We start from the raw sequence: 20279 nt of genomic DNA on the forward strand, positions 1-20279 counted from the left end.
TTAGCTGCCTCCGTTTAATTTTGCATAATTTTTCGTCAAGAACGCTTTCGATTATTGACACGTGCGTGTAACCATGATACTTTTTCATTATAACATAAAAATGAGTCATTCAACTCATAATAATTAAAAAGTTGTAGAAAGGATGTCGTTAAATTGAAGATCGGATTGTGCAATGAATTTACACCGGGTGTCATCCAAGAAGACCTGAAACCGCAGATTGAAGAACTAGGCTTCTTTTTTGAAAGCGCCTTCTTCGATCAGGCGGAAATCCGTTGATACGTTTACGCCGATCGGGTCCCGGTTCTTTAGAGCCCGGTTCAAGAACAACCGTCAGTAAGCAAGGTTTCGGCAAGATTCAGCTTCGTATTAAGAAAGGAGTCATGGAACATGGGTGTCGATAAGCTTCATCTGCTGATCAATAATGAAGATGTGGAGACCGGGCAGTATACCGAGGTTAAGGACCCGGGACGTTACACCGACGTAGTGGGGCTGGTAGCCAAAGGAACCGTTCAGCATGTCGAGCAAGCCGTTCAGGCGGCGCATCAGGCTTTCGCATCGTGGCGACAAACATCTCTGGAGGAACGTAGTGCGCTGTTCATGCAAGCGGCGAAATTATTGGAAGAAGATACTTCCTCTTTATCGGAAATGCTGACACGGGAGAATGGCATGCTTCTGAATGATGCGTCCATGGAAGTCGGACTGTCCCCCTATGTCATCTATTTGACGCTTGAGAACGCGCAAGCTTTCTTCCAATCTAAACAAGCGGAGGACGAGGTCAGCTTTGTAAGCGTGGAGAAAAGGCCGATCGGCGTGATCGCAGCCATTGTGCCTTGGAATGCGCCATTTGTCTTGACGCTGCAAAAGCTGGTGCCGGCCGTGCTTGCGGGCAATACGATCGTGATCAAACCTTCCCCGAATGCGCCGATCAGTATTAGTAGGGCTTTGAGAAAAATGGCGGCCTTATTTCCGGACGGCGTCATTAACGTCATTCATGGGGACACCGATGTAGGGACGGCTTTGACCACCCACCCGCTGGTCCGCAAAATCACGTTTACCGGCGGAGGCAAGACAGCGAAGCATATCATGAAAGGTGCGGCGGATTCGCTTAAAGGTGTTCATTTCGAATTGGGCGGCAACGATCCGGCCATCGTTCTCGATGATGCGGATTTGGATGAGGTTGTCCCCAAAATTGTACAAGGCGCTTTCTGGCGCTCGGGTCAAATCTGTTTCGATATTAAGCGGGTATACGTGCCGCAGGCGATGTACGACGCTTTTTACAGGCGAACATGCGATCTAGTGGACGCTTATAAAGTGGGACACGGATTGAACCCGGATGCAACCCTTGGGCCGGTCAACAATAAGCTGCAATACCAGTATGTTAAAGAACTGATCGAAGGCGCAAGACAGAGCGGTGCGAAGGTCATCGAGCTCGGACAGAAGCTGGAGCCGGCCAATTGGGACAACGGCTACTTCCTGCAGCCGGCAGTCGTTCGGGACGTTGAACCCGGCCAAGACATCGTCACTTGCGAGCAGTTCGGACCGGTGATCCCGCTCATTGCTTATCGTTCGGAGGAGGAAGCGCTCCGCATGGCTAATATGACGGAGTATGGATTAGCCTCCTCGGTATGGTCCTCCGATTTTGAAAGAGCTTTGCGGGTCACCCGAGAAATCGAAGCCGGGATGACGTTTATCAATGGACATGGACAGTCTCCTCTCGGCGCCAAGCTTATGCCGTTTGGCGGCGTTAAGCAAAGCGGAATCGGCAGGGAAAATTCGGAAGTCGGCCTTGCGGAATACATCGAGTACCATGCGATCAATTATCACAAGCAAAGTCATTGATGCGAAGAATCAAACGGTCGAAAGATGAACTGATAGACAGTTAAATGTAAGCGTTAACAATAAAAGCTAGGGGGGCTTTATATGAAAAAGATCAAACCGGCATTGATTATCCTTTTGTCCGCTATGCTTCTGCTGGTTGCGGCATGCAGCAGCAGCGGGAACCTTTCAGGCGGAAATAACGGCGGGGCTGCCAGCAATAATCAGGCAAATACGGATGCGGGTGGGCAGGCAAATAAATCAACAGAGGGAACCAAGCTGAAAGTTGGAGTGACGATTCCCGACTCGACCCACCCGTTCTTTATTTTATTAATCAAGGCCATTGAAGAACGTCTTGCCGCAGAAAACGGTGAACTTCTCGTGTTCGGAGCCAACAACGATGTAAATAAACAGATCAACGACATTGAGAACATGGTGGCATCCAAAGTTCAAGTCATCCTGATTAACGCGATGGAACCGAAAGCCGTTGAATCCGCCGTTCAGCATGCACAAGCAGCCGGCGTTAAATTTATCGCTCTGGGGAACGATGACATGCCGTACGTTGACGTCACCCAAACCATCAGCCATAAAGAGATCGGCAAACTGATGGGGGAGACCGCCGCCAAATGGATCAACGAGAAGCTGGACGGTAAAGCGGAAGTGGGACTCATCGTTTCGAACGCAAACCAGAGTTTGATCGATCGTTCCAAGGCATTGGAGGAAGCGATCCGGAATAATGCGCCGGGCGCCAAAATCGTGTCCGTGCAGGAAGCTAGAACACAAGCGGCCGCTCAGGGTGTAGCGGAGAACATGCTTACCGCCAATCCGAACCTGCAGGTGATCGCCACGATGATGGACCCCTATGGTCTGGGAGCGTTAGAGGCGGTTAAGGCGGCGGGCCGGGATAATGGCAAATTCTTTATTAACGGAACAGACGGAACGCCGCAGGCACTGGCTGAGGTGAAGGCAGGCGGCGCCTTCCGGGCAACGCTCGACTTGGAGACGGCGAAACAGCCTGATGTCACGATGAACCATATCATGAAGCTGGTGAAAGGCGAACGGGTGGATAAAATTTATTTCTCCAAACTTACGGTTCTCGATGGCGGAAATATCGACCAATTTGCCAAATAAAATTTGGACAATACAAAGGGGGATGTTACGGTGCAAAGATCATTGAAACATTTATTGACAACGGTCATCGCGATCTTGCTTGTGGGTGTCATGTCGGCATGCGGAAACGGAAATGGGAATGGCGGCAACGAAACCTCGTCTGCCAACACGAACACGGCTGCGGGCGATTCCTCGAACCAGGCTGAAGGCTCGAAAGAAAAAGCGCCGTTAAAAGTAGGCTTTGCGGTACCGGATGAAGCGCACCCGTACTTCATCGCTCAAATCGGCGCCATTAAGAAACGGGTCCAAGAACAGGGCGGAGAGCTGTTGGTCGCCAATGCGGGCATGGACGTGAACAAGCAGATTAACAACATTGAAAATCTGGTATCCTCCAAAGTGCAAGCGATGATCGTGTTCCCGATCGATCCGAAGCCGCTGGAGGATTCCTTGAAAAAAGCGCAGGATGCCGGGATTAGAGTGGTCGGCTGGGGATCGTTCGGGATCGAGCATGCGGATGTCGTGGTGAACTCGGATCATACGGCGGTCGGAACTGCGGTAGGTGAAGATGCGGCGAAATGGATTAACGAGAAATTCGGCGGCAACGCGGAAGTCGGGCTCATTATTTCAACCTATAACCCCGGTCTGACCGAGCGAGGCGTCGCGCTGGAAGCTGCGATCAAGAAAAACGCGCCGAATGCGAAGATCGTAGCGAAGCATGAGGCATTGACCGTGGCAGATTCACAGAAAGTAGCCGAGAACCTGCTGACGGCCCATCCGAATATCCAAGTCATTGCCACGATCGACGACTCGGAGGCGCTTGGAGCCTATGAGGCTGTCAAATCCCACGGCAAGGCAACCGGCCATTTTTACATTAACGGTGTCGGTGCAACACCTGAAATGTTAACGAAGCTGAAGGAAGAGGGAAGCGTGCTCCGGACCACCCTGGATATGGCGACTTCCAAGAACCCGATAATCATCGTGGATAACATCCTGAAGCTGCTCGGCGGCGAGAGCGTGGAGAGAGACCAGCTTTCGAAGCTGACGATCGTCAATGCAAGCAATGCGGACGCGTTTATGCCCAAGTAAGCCTGCCGTAAAGACCCGATGAAAGAGGAGAGCCATGCAGGATATCGAAATCGTGTTCTCGCTGAGATGTTTGCCGGAGCCGACGCTCCTGACGAAGGGGAAATTCAAATTGGCAGAATGACCGGGGAGCTGGGAAGGGAAGCGTTCGCGCAGGAACACATCATGGACATGGCGTCACAGCATTGAAGCGGAGGAGAGGCGATATGGCACTGAACGAATTTTTTAGGAAATACGGCATATTTATCGTGCTGGCGCTATTGTTTATCTTGTTCTCATCCATGACGGAAGCATTCTTGACGATCAACAATTTGCTCAATATTCTGCGTCAGGTTTCGATGATGGGGATAGTCGCAGTCGGGATGTGCTTCGTCATGATTGCGGGGGGAATTGACCTCTCGGTCGGTGCGCAAATCTCCTTGGTCAGTATACTGACCTCTTGGCTGATGGTCCATGCAGAGGTGCATCCGGTATTGGCGGCGGTTGCCGGAGTGGCGGCGGCGACGCTGGTCGGGTTCGTCAACGGCTATCTGTGGGTGACGTTAAACATCCACCCGTTGATGATAACGCTGGCTACGATGACGATCGTGACGGGGCTAAGCAAAATGATCAGCGGGGGGATGTCCATCTTCGGGTTTGATAAATCGTTTAGGGTTCTCGGACAAGGCTATGTCGGAAGCATCCCGATCCCGGTCATTATACTGATTGTCGTAGCCCTGATCGGCAGCTTTATTCTGAATAAAACGTATTTCGGCCGATATGTGTATGCGCTTGGGGGCAATGAAGAAGCGGCTAGGCTGTCGGGAGTCAATGTCAAGCGAATGAGAATGATGCTCTTCTCCCTGGGCGGATTCATTACGGGCATCGCGGGTATCGTCCTCTTATCGCGTATGAACTCGGGCCAGCCGAACGCGGGGGCCGGGTTTGAGTTCGACGTATTGACGGCGGCGATTCTCGGCGGCATTAGCATCATGGGCGGTGAAGGGAAAATATCCGGCGTACTGACCGGTGTTCTCATCATCGGGGTGCTGAGCAACGGTCTGGTATTAATGAATGTAGGCGATTACTACCAAAGCATCATCAAAGGGGTCGTGCTGATTGCGGCAATCGGTCTGGACGGTCTCCAGCATAAAAACAGAAAGAAAAAAGCTGCGCCGTCGGTCCAGTTGGCGGCTGGGGGTTGACGATATTGGAGCGCCCGCCTTCCCGGTTGATGTTCTATGACGATGAGATTCATCTTACGAAATGGAGGAAGCTCAATTGCAATTTGAATTGAATGAAGAACAGCGAATGGTTCAAAGGACCGTTCGTGAGTTTGTCCAGAAGGAACTGTACCCGCTGGAACAAGACTATCTCCGCAATGACCGGGAGGGCAGGCCCGGTATTAAAGAAGAGCAGATTCGAAAGCTCCAACTGAAGGCGAAAGAGGCCGGGTTTTGGGGGATTAATACGCCTGAGAAGTACGGCGGCGCAGATCTTGACCCGATCATGACGACTATCATCAATATTGAGCTCGCGAAAACTTTCATACCGTTTACGTTCGGCGGAGACGCGGACAACATCCTGTACAATTGCAATGAAGAACAGAAGAAGAAGTATTTGATCCCCGCCATTAACGGAGAGAAACGCGCTTGCTTTGCGTTGACAGAGCCGGGGGCCGGATCCGACGCTCGCAATATTAAAACCACCGCCGTGAAAGAAGGCAATGAATGGGTGTTGAACGGCGAGAAAGTATTTATCTCCCGGGGGCTTTATGCGGATTTTGCCATGGTGTTCGCCGTGACGGAGAAGGAGAAAGGCGGCAAGGGAGGCGTCACCTGCTTCCTCGTCGACCGCGATATGGGGTGGAGGTCCGAACAGATTCAAACGATGGATGACTGGGCGGTTGCCTCCCTCATTTTTGAGCATGTACGCGTGCCTGAAGAGAATATTCTGGGAGAGCTCGGCCATGGCTTCGAGCTTGCATTGAGCTGGATTACGATGGGACGGATAAAAATCGGAGCATGGTCGGTCGGCGCAGCGGAGCGTTTGCTCAGTATGGGTATCGAATATGCGAATGCCCGCGTCGCGTTCGGTAACGCCATCTCCGAGTATCAGGCGATCCAATGGATGATTGCCGACTCCGCTGTCGAAATCGAGGCTTCAAAGCTGCTCGTGCTGCAGGCGGCTTACATGGCCTCAAAAAAGCGTGATGCCAGGAGACAGTATGCTTCGATCGCTAAATTGTTCGGTTCCAACATGGTCCATACGGTTGTGGACCGTGTGCTGCAAATTCATGGCGGAATGGGCGTCACCAAAGAATTGCCGATTGAACGATGGTACCGAACCGTGCGGAAATACCGCGTGTTCGAAGGAACGGATGAAATCCTTCGCCGGACGATTGCCCAGAACCTGATTAAAGAGCATGTAAAAGTCGGCGAATCGCTTTAACTTATTGTAAGCTCTGAACAAACTATCTGACGGAGGACAAATCGAAATACGAGATTTGGTGGACTTTCGGGTGGCCCTATGAAACGAGTGCGGCCATGGCCCGGCTAGTCTTCTCCGGCATCATGGATCGGCTGCCGCAGCTCAAGCTGCTGGCCCATCATATGGGGGCAATGGTTCCCTATTTCGAGGGGCGCGTAGGACCCGGGTGGGACCAGCTTGGCAAACGGACTTCCGATGAGGATTTAACGCTCGTTCTCAAGGGTTTGAAGCGGCGTCCTTTTGATTACTTTAAAGATTTTTATGCGGACACCGCCGTCTTCGGTTCGCGGGCGGCAACCCTATGCGGTCTCGAATTCTATGGCGCCGATAAAGTTTTGTTTGCCTCGGATTCGCCGTTCGATCCCGAAAAAGGAGTCGGTTATATTCGGGATACGATCTCGGTTCTAAACTCAATAGATCTCTCCATGGAGGACCGGGTGAAAATATGCTACAGAAATGCTGGAAAATTGTTCGGTCTATCCGGCAAGTAAGGTCAATGGTTGCAGAGAAAAATAGCAGGCAGATTAAAGTGCACCCCTTAGAATAATCATTGGACAACCTCTTGGTGAATCCGATGCATGCTAAGGGGTGCAATTTTTCATGGCGAATTTCTATCATCATTTGACTTCTGGAAGGGGAGGCTATTGATATCGTGAAACGATAAGCTTTATAATTCAACTATTAGCCTAAACAATGCGAGAAGGAGGTCGGCCGGGTTGCCTCAACTAGATATGCCAGCGTTCATGCTGATTCTGCTGGCTTTGCTTGGTGTCATCAGCCGCAACAGTTCCATTACGATTGCTGCCGTTGTGCTTTTGCTTATTCGTGTCGTCAATTTGCACCAAGCCTTTCCGTGGATTGAGAAGAATGGACTTTCGCTTGGCATCATAATCCTGACGATTGGCATTCTATCGCCTCTGGCCAGCGGCTCGATTAGCTTCAAGGAGCTCTACCAGTCCTTCCTGCATTGGAAATCGATCGCCGCCATCGCAGTTGGCGTGTTGGTAGCGTATTTAGGCGGACGCGGCGCTCATTTGATGTCCGGCAACCCTACGATCGTGACAAGTCTCGTCATTGGGACGATAATAGGCGTGGCCTTTCTAAAAGGCGTACCTGTTGGGCCGTTGATCGCTGCCGGAATATTATCGCTGCTGATCGGGAAATGACAAAAGAAATACCTTTAATTCCAAGGGGGCGGCCGTGAGGCTGCCCTCTTCGCTAAGAGAAATTCATCCGATAGTGTGTCTGTGAGAAAGCGCGGGGAAGGAGACCTGGGATCAAAAAGTATCCCGGAAATTATTGGACAAATCAAGGAAGAAATTCATGCTAAAAAATAAGGCTTTGAGAAGGCTACCGACTTAAATCGAGATCGGTAGCCTTTAGTATAATACGGTGAGCCTTTAGTTGTTCTGAAAGGATTTGTTTTCAGCGCCAATTTGAACCTTTCTGACTTTTCATACGCCTATTAATTGAACGCGCGTATCCAAGAATGAAGGGTTTTTGGTGATGAAAACGATTAATTATGTTATTTTTGGTATGGTTCTGATTGGAATGATGGCTGCTACCATGGGTTTGGATATGGAGAAGAGTTCGGCAAAAGCGATATATTACGAAGATAAGGCGATCGTATTGGTGTACCATGACGTTTGCAAAAATTTGAAATCTGGGGAGTCCAACTCGTCCACTGTGACTTCCGCTCAGTTCCAGGATCACTTGCAGATGCTGAACAATCGCGGATTTCATATCATTTCCATGGACGACTTTATTTCATTTATGCTTCATGGGAAAAGCATCCCGCCGAATTCCGTAGTCCTTACGTTCGATGACGGCTATACATCTTTTTATACCGAGGCATTCCCCATATTGAGACGATTCGGAGCGCCTGCGTTCAATTTTATCGTGGGCATGACATCGGATTTGTTTAACCCCGATGCGGAGATGCATCTGAATTGGGAACAAATGCGTGAAATGAAAGCTTACGGCATGGGGTTCTACAATCATACTTACAATTTACACCGGACCGTTTCCGCGGATAGAACAGGCACCCAGAAGCCTGCACTGACAACAAGCATGTATTTGGAACAGAGACAAAGGCCCGAAACCGAAGAGGAGCATCGGAAAAGGATATTCAGCGATTTGTCATTCCTCGAAAAAAGATTTGAACAGGAAATCGGCAAACAGCATAAATTGTTGGCTTTTCCTTATGGCGCCTACAATGATGTCGTCTTGGAGGAAGGTGCCAAGGCGGGGATGGAACTGTTTTTTACGGTGGAGGAAGGTATCAATGAGCCCGGAAGTCGGATCGTCAAAAGGATCAATGCCGGAGAGCCGTATGTCTCCGCCGACCATCTTTGGAATCAGATGAAAAAATTTTTCTGGAAATGAGTTGAATTTTTGAACCGAATGTCCATTTGTTACGCCAATGAGTATAGGGAAAGGAGTGACAGTATGGATTTGGAATCCGAGCGAAAGTTATTGGATGAAATACGACAAGGAAATAAAGAAGCGTTCCGTACTTTGGTGAATCCGTTGATTCCCGGGTCCTTCCGGTCCGCTTTAGCTATTCTAAAATCAAGGCATTTGGCGGAGGAAGCGGTGCAAAATTCGCTGGTCGACATGTATTCTTCAATCATGCAGGGGAAAGACATTCAGCATGTAGGGCGCTGGTTCAGCCGCGTCATTGTAAACCGGTCTATAGACATCGCAAGGAAAGAACACAACCACAAGAACAATCAGGACATCGCCGAGCTGGATATTCAAGACATGTCGGTATCACCATTGGAGGATATTGTGAAGAAAGAGCAGTCCCAACGGCTTGTTAAGTCCGTTATGTCATTGGATCTGCAGCACCGGGTTGTGGTAGGGCTCTATTATTTTCAGGAGTTCAAAATTGAGGAGATCGCTGCCTTGCTGCAGATTAAAGAAGGAACGGTCAAATCAAGACTTTATCATGCCAGATTGAAGCTGAGCCAAATGCTTCATGTATCCCATCCGCAAGAAAAGGAGGTCCAGATATGAAAAGCGACCATGATCTGAAACGGAGCTTAGAACAAGCCTTCGATCGAGTTCCGGATTCGCTGTATCAATTTGTCGACGAATTGCCGGATCGCTTTGAGAAAGGCGAGTTTGAGCATACAATAGACCTCGTCGCAACTAAACGCCGTTTTCCGCGATGGATGCCTTTTATGTCCAAAAGCGCTGCGGCTGCTGTAATTCTAGTCCTTATTTTTTCAGCAGGCGTGACCCTGTCACCAGCGTTTGCTTCATTCGTAAAAATGGTGCCGGCTTTCGAAGTCGCCGTTGATTGGTTGACGCAAATCAGGGAGCGTGACGGCGTTCAAACGGCCGTCAATCATGGGTATATTCCGATCGAGCCGGTGACTGCCCAGTTAGGCGGAACAACGATCACGATCAGTGATATGTATTTGACGGACGAGGAGCTGTTATTTAAAGCGTTCATTCGCACCGATGAATTTGATGTGTCGGATAATCATACCCCGGTTCATCTCTTCATAAGTCCCGGGAATTTGCGCGGAGGCGGTTCGACCACGGCTTCTTCTATCGCAAGAACGACGGATGGCAGCAATACGCCGATCCGGCAAGACACTTATAAATATCAACTGGAGAATGGAGCCGCTGAACAGTTTCTGGCAAAGGGCGACCCGCTTACATTAAAAGTTAATAAAAGTACGCTCGACCGCGTGTTGAAACGATCGGAAATGAAGGAACTAGGCACGATTACAGTTCCTATTGATCCAAGCAAGCTACTGCACAATAAAGTTTATGAACCGAAACAAACGCTATCCTTCAGCGATTTGGATTGGAAGGAACTAACGTTGGAGAAGCTGACGATCCAGCCGACGACGATGAACGTCATTATGAAAGGTCAAATGGGATGGGATTTATATTTCCCCAGGGAAGATGACGCAGCTCCGTACTTAAAGGACGATAAAGGGAATGTGTATCGTTACGACCCGTCAGGTACGGGTATCATTCTGGAAGAAGGCAAGCAGCAGCTGCCTTTCTCATCATCGGTCTTCTTTGATCCGAGTGTCCGTAAGTTGTATCTGCACATTGGGGAGCTTCGTGTTACTGAACGCGAACCAAGCGCCAGTTTCGAATTGTCGATGGATGACACGTTCCCCAAAACGGTTCGTTTTAAAAACCGGGATATCGTCATTGAAGGCGCCGAGTATCATCCGGAAGGATATATGCATTTGAAAATAAGAAAAGAGGCACCCGATCAACGATTTTTGGATGGCGTCTGGTTCGACATTGCTGAAAAAGAAGATATGACGGCCAAGTTTGATAAGGAGGATTTGGCAGCATACGAAGCGTTCACGAGTAAGCTGAACGAGCTCATGGAATCGCTAAATGCCAGCGGATTTGGAAGCGCAGAAGACTACAGGAATATGCCGTATCTCAGCGCCTACATTCTCGCGCCCAAGCTGGAGAAGTATACGATTACGATGTCCCGCGCTAACGATCGCATCGTTGTCAATAAAGATTATCCGATTCAGTTGAATACCAAGTAAGTTAGAAAACAGGGGTGGCCGTCCAGAACTTATTTTCGTGTTCTGGGCGGCCACTTTTTAATTTATGGGTTATCAATTAGCAACGCCTTGTTTACTAGTTCTTTATATGGGTTAAACATTCCGTTAACAGTTATACAGTAGACTACCAATGATAAAATCATTCAACTAAATCAAACAAATCAGAAATTTGAGTTGGGAAAAGGAAGGTACACATGAAAAAAAAGCTTAGCGTTGGAATCCTTCTCTCCGTCATCGTGGTTTCCCTGCCGTTCGGGAGCGGCAAAATCGTCCGTGCGGAAACGCCGGCTGCAAGTACCGTGTCGTTTTTATATTTTAACGACGGACATGAAATCAATCCCGTGGTGGACAAGCTCGGTACCCGGGGCGGCGTGGCCCGTCTCAAAACGTTGATCGAAAGTGTGAAGGGCGATAAAATCGTCGCGTTCGGAGGAGATCTCGGCGGCGGCACCTTGTTTGGAGGGATATTCAAAGGGTTTCCAATGGTGGAGGCGTTCAACCGCTTCCCGATCGATGTGGCTAACTTCGGCCAGCATGACTTCGATGCGGGTTCGGCGAATACGCTCGAATTGATCAAAGCGTCGAATTTTACATGGATTTCGTCCAACCTGATCGGCAAAGACGGCAAGTCGTTCGGTCACGTCCCCTCTTATCAAGTTTACGAGAAGCAAGGGATACGTATTGGTGTCATCGGTCTGACAAGTGCGATGCAAACGACAACGCAGGACGAAGATGTGAAGCAGTCGGATGTTATCGAGTCAGCCAAAACAGTGGTTGATCAATTGAAACGGGAACAGCATCCTGATCTCATTGTGGCGCTGACGCAGGAGCCCGTTCAGGACGATAAGCTGCTGATGCAGGCAATCCCTGATATTCGGGTCGTGTTCACAGAGGAGGAAGCCGAAGAAAAATCGTTCGTTTATGACGTCGATGGTGCGGCAAAGCGGTATATTTTCTCCCCGCAGGGCAACATGGGATCCATCATCCGACTAAATATCGGAAAAGGCACAGACGGACAGCTGACACTTGCGCACGAGATCATGAAGGTGGACGAAACCGTTAAGGAAGACGAAGCGCTTGCTGGCCTCGCGAAGGAATACCAGACCAAGCTTGACGACGAACTAGGCAAAACGATTGCGCATTCGGACAGCGATCTGCCATATGGGGACAACCACGAGTCCAGATTCAAGGAAACCGCGATCGGCAACTTCATCTCCGACGCTTATCGGGATTATTATCAGACCGATGTCGCGTTTGCAAACGGCGGCGGCATTCGTGCCAGCGCGGGCCAAGGTAATTTCACATTAAAGGATGCCAAATCGATTCTTCCGTTCAACAACAAAATCGTGGTGGCGGAAGTGACCGGGGATATGCTACTTTCCGCTCTTGAAAACAGCGTCGCCGCAGTGGATAAGCTGGCTGGCGGTTTTCTACAGGTATCGGGCATGTCGTACACGTACAATCCGGGGAAAACGGTAGGCCAAAGAATCGAGCAGGCAACGGTCAATGGCAAGCCTATTAACAAAGGGCAGAAGTACAGGGCGGCCTTGTCCAACTACATGTATACGGGCGGAGACAAATACACCATGTTCGGCAACGCGAAAACGGTCGTCGGCGCGAGCGAGGCGTTAACCGATTTTGAATTGCTAATCGCGTATGCTAAAAAACTGGAAACGATAAGCTCTAAGGTAGAAGGCCGTATCCAAGTGAACGGATTTGCGGATGTTACATCCGACCACTGGGCCCAAAAAGATGTTTACAGCTTAAGCAGTAAGGGCATAATGAATGGGATCGACGATGCCCGTTTTGCCCCTAATCAAAGCATCACTCGCAGCGAGTTTACCGGTTATTTGGCAAAGGGGTTCGGACTTGAACAACAAACCATTACCGATGAAAGCGGGTTAACCGGCATGGAACCGAAGGATGCGCTGACCCGTGAAGAGATGGCCGTCGTTATGAAATATATCTACGAAACGAAAACCGGAAAACAACTGGAAGCGGTAGCCTCTACGCCCTTTGAAGATGACAACCTGATCGCAGACGAGGCGAGAGCTGCGGTGTCGGGTTTAACCGCGCGTGGGTTGTTAAACGGAAGAATGCCGACTATGTTTGCGCCCAAAGCATATGCGACACGCGCGGAGATCGCGCATATCATCATGAATTTGATCAGTTTATAATTCAAGAGAACAGCGAGGCTACCTGCTCGTTATTAAAATTATGCATGGAACGCAACTCTGCTCTTTCTACGCTTCCCAAAATAACAGTCTGCATTAATCAATTATAGAAAATGCAGAGGAGGAATCAACATAGAATCTGCGAATGATGAGGAAGCAGAGGTCAGGGAATAGGAACCTTGATGATTGAAGAAATATTGAAAATTGCATTTAAAGAACTAAATTTACACAGAGTTAGTCTGGGGGTATTTGATTTCAATTACTCCGCTATTGCTTGTTATGAAAAAGCAGGTTTTATAAAAGAAGGGTTGCTTCGAGACGCAAGAAAGACGGGTAACGAATATTGGAGTTTATGGGAAATGAGTATTTTAGAAAATGAGTGGCGTGAAAAAAAACAATTAACAAACCAATCTCTTGTTTGAACTACCGGGAAACGATCACACAATAAATGCCGGCCGCTGACATCTCGGTGGCCGGCATATTTAATACGCTAATGTTGGTGTCGCGAAGCCGGCATTCTCGATGATTCGAACCCCAAACTTGAAAACTTCCCGTCCGTGCATCGTAATCGGTCCTTCAACAGGTGATTGAAGCAGTTCCACACCAGTATATTCCGGACCCAATAAAGAATAGCACGGAAAAGTGTTGGGCCGGGATTGCAGTACGACGGCGCCTGCCCCATCCCCAAATAGAACGGCGGTGTTACGGTCATTCCAATCCACTTTTTATTTTCAATTGTTCTTGACTATACACGAATTCGATGCTACGATCTAATCACAAAAAACCCAAAAACAAGATTATTAGCTCTATGGGGATTGGGGAGGTGCAGGAGTTATAGTATCGCTTACGAAACGTCGCCTTCAATTTTTGCATAAATTAATGGATTTGTATCAGAAAACAAATTTGCCCATTCATTATGAGGCGTTAGCCACATCGCTGGGGGTCAGCAAATGGACGGCCTATGATATGCTAAAGGAAATTGAAAAGCTGGGTTTTATTTCTCGCAGCTACGAGGTCAATACGAAAGAAACCGGACGCTCCCAGGTTGTGTTTGTCCCAACGACCAAAGCTTCGGATTTGTTCAAGCAAGCCCGGAATGAAACGTTTAATGTCGCGGATTGGAAAAAAACAGTTGATCATATTGCAACCTTACTAAGGGATTTGAAGAATAGAAGTCTCAACGAGTCTATCAGGAAGATGCTGGATGAAATTCCGAAAGTAAGTACCAGAATTAACTTCTGTGCGTATATCATCGGCTTGCTGCTGATGTATCTGAAGAAGCTTGGCGGCAAAACCGAGTCCTTGATTCATCATATTGTTCATAAAGCGCCAAGTAAAGAAACGGGGATGACCATGTTTGTCGGTACCGTTCTGGGTACGGCTATTCAAACGATGAATGATGAACTTGGCTTAGAGATTACGGAGCTTGTTTCGCAGTTTCTTAAATCGATTGAGGAACTTTCCGGAGAGGAAAAAGAAATGCTGTCTGTTTTTCTGAGTGAGGCTTTTACTTAGAGGCCGCACTTCTTCACTTAGTTTTTTGGTCTTTTGGGTAATTATCGTGGATCATGACAAAAGGAGGAATCGCATTATGCTCCATTACCGTGAGTTTTTCACCAGTCCTGTTATACGACTAATTGCCGTTATGAGTCTGCTTGGCATCTTATTAACTTGCCTTCAATTCGATGGTTATGTGACAATCCTCGCGCTCGTCTTGGGTGCACTGGTCTATGCCTTTGCCGAGTACGTCGTGCACCGATATTTGTTGCATGAGTTTCCCAAACTCGTACCTGCGCTATACCGGGGGCATGTCGAGCATCATAAGCACCCGCAAGAACTGAAATACTTATTCAGTCCGGTCTACTATGACGTATTGATCTATAGCGCCTACATTCCTATGGTATGGTTAGTGTTTCGTCAGTTTTCAGTTGTCGTGGCCGTGGTTACCGGTTCATTGCTTTTTCAACTTTATTATCAATGGATGCACTACGCGGCGCATCGTCCAATTGCTCCCCGGACGGCTTGGGGGAGATGGATGAAAAAGAAACATTTGCTGCATCATTATAAAGATGAGCATGCCTGGTACGGTGTATCGCACCCTGTCCTTGACTACGCTCTAGGAACCAATAAGGACAAAGATCAGACGACAAGGAATGCGGGAAGCGACAAGGGAGGATCATCATCGCTGGATAGCGCGGTGTGAACCAGATACAAAGGAGTTTCAACATGGCAAAAGTAGGGTTGGTTTTAGGCGGCGGTGCGGTCAGAGGGCTCGCTCATCTAGGTGTGCTGAAGGCGTTTGAGAAACACGGGATTGCTGTAGATTGCATCGCGGGCACGAGTATGGGCGGCGCGGTCGGAGGGTTATTTGCGGCGGGCATCCCGGCTGATGCGCTGGAGCATTTTATACAGACGACGCCCAAATACCGCTTGATCGACGTCGGCATTCGCCAGCGGGGATTGATTTCTGGAAACGGTTTGCTTAAGGCGGTAAATGAATGGCTGAAACAGCATGGGAAAAATACGCTGCTAATTGAGCATTTGCCCATTCGCTTTAAAACCGTCTCCGTCGATTTGATGCAAGGCAGGCAAGTGGTGTTCGATCAAGGCGATCTGCTGACAGCTCTTCGGGCCACAACAGCCTTTCCGGGAATCTTTTCTCCTCTTATGCATGATGGAATGATGCTGGTTGATGGAGGTGTGTTGAACAATTTGCCGGTGGAAGAGCTGGGCCAGGAAAAGGGTCAATTGGTCATTGCCGTCGATGTTACGCGGGAACACGAGAAAAATCCGCCGCGCAATATGGTCGAAGTTGTGTACCGCTCTTACAGCTTAATGACCGCCGAAAGAAAGCACAGCAGTCTTCGGCTTGCCGATATGGTCATTCGGCCGGAAGTCGGACATATTGCGGCCTTTGATTTTACGAGATGGCAGGAATGTATTGAAGCAGGTGAGAAAGCAACCGAACGCATCATGGAAGAGTTGAAGCGGCAAATCGCACATCATACACAATGAGCAGGAACAAAACAAAATAAAAGGAGTTGTGAGTAAAATGAAAGAAACGATCGGAAAAGCGATCTCGTTGGGCCTGGGCTTGGCGGTTGCAGGCAAGGAGCAAGTAGAGAAGACGATTGAAGAGCTGGTGAAAAAGGGCGAGGTGAGCAAGGCGGAATCCAGAGCTTTAGTGGATGAGCTCGTTCTGAAGGGAGAAGAGCTGCGCCAGCATGTGGAAGCGATGGCGCGGGAACGCGTCCATGCCATTCTCGGTGAAAACAGACTGGCTACCCGGGAGGACATCGCACGGATCGAACAGCGTCTGGAAGCCTTGGAACGGAAGAACCATACCGGGAACTGACAGGAGGTCGCCAATGAGTGCAGGAAAACGGATTCGACAATTGCAGCGATATCGGACGATCGCCACGGCCTTTGCGCGTAACGGTCTTGGGTATGTGTCTCATGAAATGGGACTGACCGAGAAGATCCTGTTCTTTCGGAGCGAGGAACGGAAGGAACTGCAGGCCAAAAGCGTCGGGGAGCGTATTCGTCTGCTGCTGGAGGAATTGGGTCCGACCTTTGTGAAGCTGGGCCAAATCGCAAGTACGCGTCCCGATTTGGTTCCGGCCGATATCCTGGCGGAGTTGGAGCGTCTCCAGGATAAGGTGCCTCCGTTTCCCTACGCGGAAGTCTCCAGAATTCTTGAAGAGGAACTCGGGGCGCCTATCGAAAGCCTGTTTCTGCAATTCTCCGATAAACCTCTGGCCGCAGCCTCGATCGGACAGGTTTATCGAGCCTGCTTACAAGATGGAACTGCAGTTGTGGTCAAAGTACAGCGGCCGGACATTCAGTCCCTGATTGAAACCGATCTGGACATTCTGGCGGACTGGGCAAGATTGGCTGAAGGCCGTCTGGAGTGGGCGCGAAACTACCGCTTGCGCGAGATCGTCGACGAGCTCGGCAAGGCGCTGCGTGCTGAGATCGATTACACAGCAGAGGCGCGGAATGCCGAAAAGTTCGCGGCCCAGAGCAAAACCCTGGAGCATGTCCATGTGCCGGCTGTGTACTGGGATTACAGCACGAAGCGTGTATTAACCATGGCCTACATAGAGGGAATCAAGCTGTCCGACCGGGAACAGCTTGATCGGGTGGGTTTGGATCGCAGATTGCTTGCGGAACGTTTTGCATCAACCATTTTTCATCAAGTACTGGTTGAAGGTTTTTTCCATGGCGATCCCCATCCCGGCAATGTGCTGGCGCTCCCGGACGGCAGCCTCGCCTTGCTTGACTTCGGCATGGTGGGACGGTTGTCTCCTGGCATGAAGAAGCAGTTCGCATCGTTTGTCATCGCGTTGCGGAATCAAAGCTCCAAGGGCGTCATTCGTGCCATTTCCAATATGGGCATGATTCCTGACGATGTAGATCGGGACGCCTTGAATGCCGATGTCGACAAAATGCGGGAAAAATACTACCAAGTGCCGTTAAACCAGATCAGTCTGGGCGTAGCCGTCAATGATTTGTTTTCCGTAGCGTTTCGCCATCAGATTCGTATTCCAACGGAGCTGACCTTGCTTGGAAAATCACTACTGACCATGGAGGGGGTAGTGTCGGCACTGGATCCGACGTTCAGCGTCTTTGACGTAGCCGAGCCGTTCGGGAAAAAGCTGTTTTTGGAACGGCTGGATCCCCGACAAATGCTGAAGAACTGGATCGAGGATGTGCCTGAGTATTTCGATTTGATAAGTGAGGTTCCTTTAAGCTTAAAACAGTTGTCAATGGTGCTGCGACAAGGAAAGCTGCGTATCGAGGTGGCATCTCCCCAAGTGGATGCTTTGATGAAAAAAATGGATCGGATCAGCAATCGGTTGTCTTTTAGCATTGTGCTGCTCTCTCTCAGTATTGTGATGGTCGGTCTAATTATCGGTGCTGCCCTGAGCCATTCGCAAACCATGCTTTGGCGGATTCCGATCATCGAGATCGGTTTTGTGATCGCCCTGTTTATGTTTATGTGGTTGATCTTTGCTATCTTGCGTTCCGGTCGTTTCTAACCAGGACGATCCGGTGTCGGTTCATCATGCACCATTTCAACGTGAATTCGCAGGCGCGAGCTGACGCCTGCGGAACGGGTTTATCTTCCGCAGGGAAACTCCGTGGCGTTGACAGTACAACGACAAATCGCTTAAAAATAGTTTGACTTTTTATTGGATTTATTTTACCTTAAACTTAAAGACAAATGTAAACGCATACAAAACCATTTATTTGTTTTATTGTCTAATTATCGAGTAGGCAAAAGAAACATTTTATTTTTTCACAATACTAAGATACTAGAATCTATTTATGATGGGGTGATTGAATGGTTAAGGTAAGTGAAGCGTTAAAACAAAAATTGTTGTTCCCGGACGAAGAAATAAGCCGGGTTCCCAGAAGCGTATACACAGACCAAGAACTTTACGAAATTGAGATGAAAGAAATATTTCAGGGCTACGTTTGGAATCTCGTTGGTCATGAGTCGGAAATTCCGAATCCAGGCGATTACAAAACGTCAATGGCAGGTAATATTCCGATCATCGTAGTGCGAAACAACAAAGACGATGAGATTAACGTGCTTGTCAATACATGCGCGCATCGTTCCGCCGAAGTGGAAAGAACAAATTGTGGTACTGCTAAACACTTTCAATGCTTGTATCATAAATGGACTTATGATTTAACCGGTAAAATGATCGGTGCACCGTATAAAGAAGATATTCCCCAAGGGATTAACGAGGAAGAGCTTAGCCTCAAAAAATTAAATGTTCAGCTTTATCGCGGCTTGATTTTCGCCTCATTCAAAGACGATATGATCCCGCTGGAAGAATATTTGGAATTGATAACAGAAGGTTTGGATGCATCGACCGGTAACGACAAGCTTATTCCAATCGGAAGTCATAAAGTTATGTTCAACTGCAATTGGAAGATTTATTCCGAGAATATATACGACGGTTATCACACGGGCATGCTGCATGCGGCATTCCGGATCCTGCGAATGTTTGCGGCGGGTGGAGTCGGCTTGACGAACAAACACGGAAGCGGTCAATTTAGTTATAAAACACTTCCGATCCAGGACAAAACCGTTCTGAACGATATGAGTGTTTTTGAGAAGCATGCGGATAAAAGCTACATCATCAACATATTTCCGGCCGGTGTTATATCCCAGCAGTTGGATACGATAGCCTTCCGTTATGTGATTCCCCGGGGCATCGATAAAACGGAAGTTCATTTCAATTATTTCATTCGAGAATCGGACTCAGAAGAACAAAGAAAGTTACGAATCGAACAGGCCAGTAATGTTTTCGGCCCCGAGGGCATTATCACCTTAGAAGATGCCGTGGCATTGGAATCCGTTCAAAAGTCGGTCGTACATGACGGATTAAGCGTCATCCTGAAACCAAGCACCGAAGAAATCCCCATCCACGCTGAAGTTACCGTTCGAGGATTTTGGAAGAAGTGGCGTGACATGATAAAAGTCTGATCAATCCAAACTCTACTACTAAGGAGGATGAAAATGATCCACGTTCAGGATATCGATGCAACGAAAAGGGAATTGATACACCAGCTTCTTTTTCAATATTGCCATGTAGTCGATGACGGTGAACTTAGCAAGTGGCCGGATTTCTTTTCCGATAACGGTTCTTATTATGTGTATTCCAAGGAAAACTATGACAGAGGGTTGCCGGTAGCCATTATCATGGATAACCATAAGGGAAAAATTATAGACCGTGTGACACTCATAAAGCAAATATGGACATATAACATCAGCTATCAAAGGCATATGATCGCAAATATTAGGATTGAAAAATCAAACGGAGAGAAATATCACTGTCATACAAATTTCTCCATCTATAAAACGTCCAGGGAGGGGAAGTCGGAACTGTTTGCCGTCGGACGTTACAACGATTTGATCGTGTTTGAGAATAATGTTCCCAAAATCGAAAAACGGGAGGTCATTTTGGATACATCTACTTTGCCGAGCTATTTTGTCCGGCCGCTCTAGGATCGTTATAACGACTTCTAAAGATATTTGTTATGGAAAGGAAATTTGTTA

The 20279-nt window shown here is 48.6% G+C and carries 20 protein-coding genes and 1 pseudogene; 20 read left to right on the forward strand and 1 reads right to left on the reverse strand.

The features are described from left to right. The first annotated feature begins 153 nt into the window (after positions 1-153). The 13 genes and pseudogenes from FKP33_RS27740 to FKP33_RS17305 all read left to right on the forward strand — a co-directional run. Entirely contained in the window at positions 154-276 is a 123-nt protein-coding gene (locus FKP33_RS27740; protein ID WP_258313471.1) for a hypothetical protein, read from the forward strand. Between the two features lie 111 nt (positions 277-387). After that, entirely contained in the window at positions 388-1839 is a 1452-nt protein-coding gene (locus tag FKP33_RS17250) for an aldehyde dehydrogenase family protein (protein WP_141335870.1), read from the forward strand. An 81-nt stretch (positions 1840-1920) separates the two neighbouring features. Continuing rightward, complete coding sequence (locus FKP33_RS17255; RefSeq protein WP_141335871.1) at positions 1921-2946, forward strand: sugar ABC transporter substrate-binding protein; 1026 nt, start codon at positions 1921-1923, stop codon at positions 2944-2946. 30 nt (positions 2947-2976) lie between these two features. Then, positions 2977-4011 (forward strand): sugar ABC transporter substrate-binding protein, encoded by a 1035-nt coding sequence (locus FKP33_RS17260; protein WP_127610627.1) that lies wholly within the window; start codon positions 2977-2979, stop codon positions 4009-4011. Positions 4012-4214: 203 nt separating this feature from the next. Continuing rightward, positions 4215-5192 (forward strand): ABC transporter permease, encoded by a 978-nt coding sequence (locus FKP33_RS17265; RefSeq protein ID WP_141335872.1) that lies wholly within the window; start codon positions 4215-4217, stop codon positions 5190-5192. A gap of 76 nt (positions 5193-5268) precedes the next feature. Further along, positions 5269-6438, forward strand: a complete 1170-nt coding sequence (locus FKP33_RS17270) for an acyl-CoA dehydrogenase family protein (protein ID WP_141335873.1) — start codon at positions 5269-5271, stop codon at positions 6436-6438. Positions 6439-6491: 53 nt separating this feature from the next. After that, complete coding sequence (locus FKP33_RS17275) at positions 6492-6968, forward strand: amidohydrolase family protein (RefSeq protein ID WP_258313473.1); 477 nt, start codon at positions 6492-6494, stop codon at positions 6966-6968. A gap of 240 nt (positions 6969-7208) precedes the next feature. Then, entirely contained in the window at positions 7209-7643 is a 435-nt protein-coding gene (locus tag FKP33_RS17280) for a DUF441 domain-containing protein (protein ID WP_174817608.1), read from the forward strand. Positions 7644-7983: 340 nt separating this feature from the next. Then, positions 7984-8862: a polysaccharide deacetylase family protein gene (locus FKP33_RS17285; protein WP_141335874.1), complete on the forward strand. Its 879-nt coding sequence runs from the start codon at positions 7984-7986 to the stop codon at positions 8860-8862. Positions 8863-8925: 63 nt separating this feature from the next. Beyond that, a complete protein-coding gene (locus FKP33_RS17290; RefSeq protein WP_054796263.1) occupies positions 8926-9495 on the forward strand; it encodes an RNA polymerase sigma factor in 570 nt (189 codons plus the stop codon). Beyond that, positions 9492-11012 carry a DUF4179 domain-containing protein gene (locus FKP33_RS17295; RefSeq protein WP_141335875.1) on the forward strand — a complete coding sequence of 507 codons (1521 nt, stop codon included), beginning with the start codon at positions 9492-9494 and terminating at the stop codon, positions 11010-11012. The genes FKP33_RS17290 and FKP33_RS17295 overlap by 4 nt, the downstream gene beginning before the upstream one ends. Before the next feature lie 212 nt (positions 11013-11224). Beyond that, positions 11225-13207, forward strand: coding sequence for a 5'-nucleotidase C-terminal domain-containing protein (locus FKP33_RS17300; protein WP_141335876.1), 1983 nt, complete (start codon positions 11225-11227; stop codon positions 13205-13207). A 155-nt stretch (positions 13208-13362) separates the two neighbouring features. Continuing rightward, positions 13363-13626 (forward strand): annotated as a pseudogene (locus tag FKP33_RS17305) (GNAT family N-acetyltransferase); the annotation flags it as partial. Positions 13627-13686: 60 nt separating this feature from the next. Here FKP33_RS17305 and FKP33_RS28555 read toward each other — a convergent pair. Then, a complete protein-coding gene (locus tag FKP33_RS28555; protein WP_141335877.1) occupies positions 13687-13926 on the reverse strand; it encodes a ketoacyl-ACP synthase III in 240 nt (79 codons plus the stop codon). A 157-nt stretch (positions 13927-14083) separates the two neighbouring features. Between FKP33_RS28555 and FKP33_RS17315 the strand changes: the two genes are divergently transcribed. The 7 genes from FKP33_RS17315 to FKP33_RS17345 all read left to right on the forward strand — a co-directional run bounded on the left by FKP33_RS17315 (position 14084) and on the right by FKP33_RS17345 (position 20228). Then, complete coding sequence (locus FKP33_RS17315; protein WP_127609789.1) at positions 14084-14719, forward strand: Lrp/AsnC family transcriptional regulator; 636 nt, start codon at positions 14084-14086, stop codon at positions 14717-14719. A 76-nt stretch (positions 14720-14795) separates the two neighbouring features. Next, the gene (locus tag FKP33_RS17320) at positions 14796-15407 is read left to right on the forward strand and encodes a sterol desaturase family protein (RefSeq protein WP_054799282.1); all 612 of its coding nucleotides are present in this window, start codon (positions 14796-14798) and stop codon (positions 15405-15407) included. Between the two features lie 23 nt (positions 15408-15430). Then, positions 15431-16219, forward strand: coding sequence for a patatin-like phospholipase family protein (locus tag FKP33_RS17325; RefSeq protein ID WP_141335878.1), 789 nt, complete (start codon positions 15431-15433; stop codon positions 16217-16219). 37 nt (positions 16220-16256) lie between these two features. Continuing rightward, positions 16257-16559: a phasin family protein gene (locus FKP33_RS17330; RefSeq protein WP_054796258.1), complete on the forward strand. Its 303-nt coding sequence runs from the start codon at positions 16257-16259 to the stop codon at positions 16557-16559. Positions 16560-16572: 13 nt separating this feature from the next. Further along, positions 16573-18246, forward strand: a complete 1674-nt coding sequence (locus FKP33_RS17335) for an ABC1 kinase family protein (RefSeq protein WP_127609785.1) — start codon at positions 16573-16575, stop codon at positions 18244-18246. A gap of 305 nt (positions 18247-18551) precedes the next feature. After that, a complete protein-coding gene (locus FKP33_RS17340; RefSeq protein ID WP_141335879.1) occupies positions 18552-19706 on the forward strand; it encodes an aromatic ring-hydroxylating oxygenase subunit alpha in 1155 nt (384 codons plus the stop codon). Positions 19707-19739: 33 nt separating this feature from the next. After that, positions 19740-20228, forward strand: a complete 489-nt coding sequence (locus tag FKP33_RS17345) for an aromatic-ring-hydroxylating dioxygenase subunit beta (protein WP_164751938.1) — start codon at positions 19740-19742, stop codon at positions 20226-20228. The last annotated feature ends 51 nt before the right edge of the window (positions 20229-20279 follow it).

It is taken from the genome of Paenibacillus sp. tmac-D7 (assembly GCF_006519665.1).
GTDB lineage: Bacteria > Bacillota > Bacilli > Paenibacillales > NBRC-103111 > Paenibacillus_G > Paenibacillus_G validus.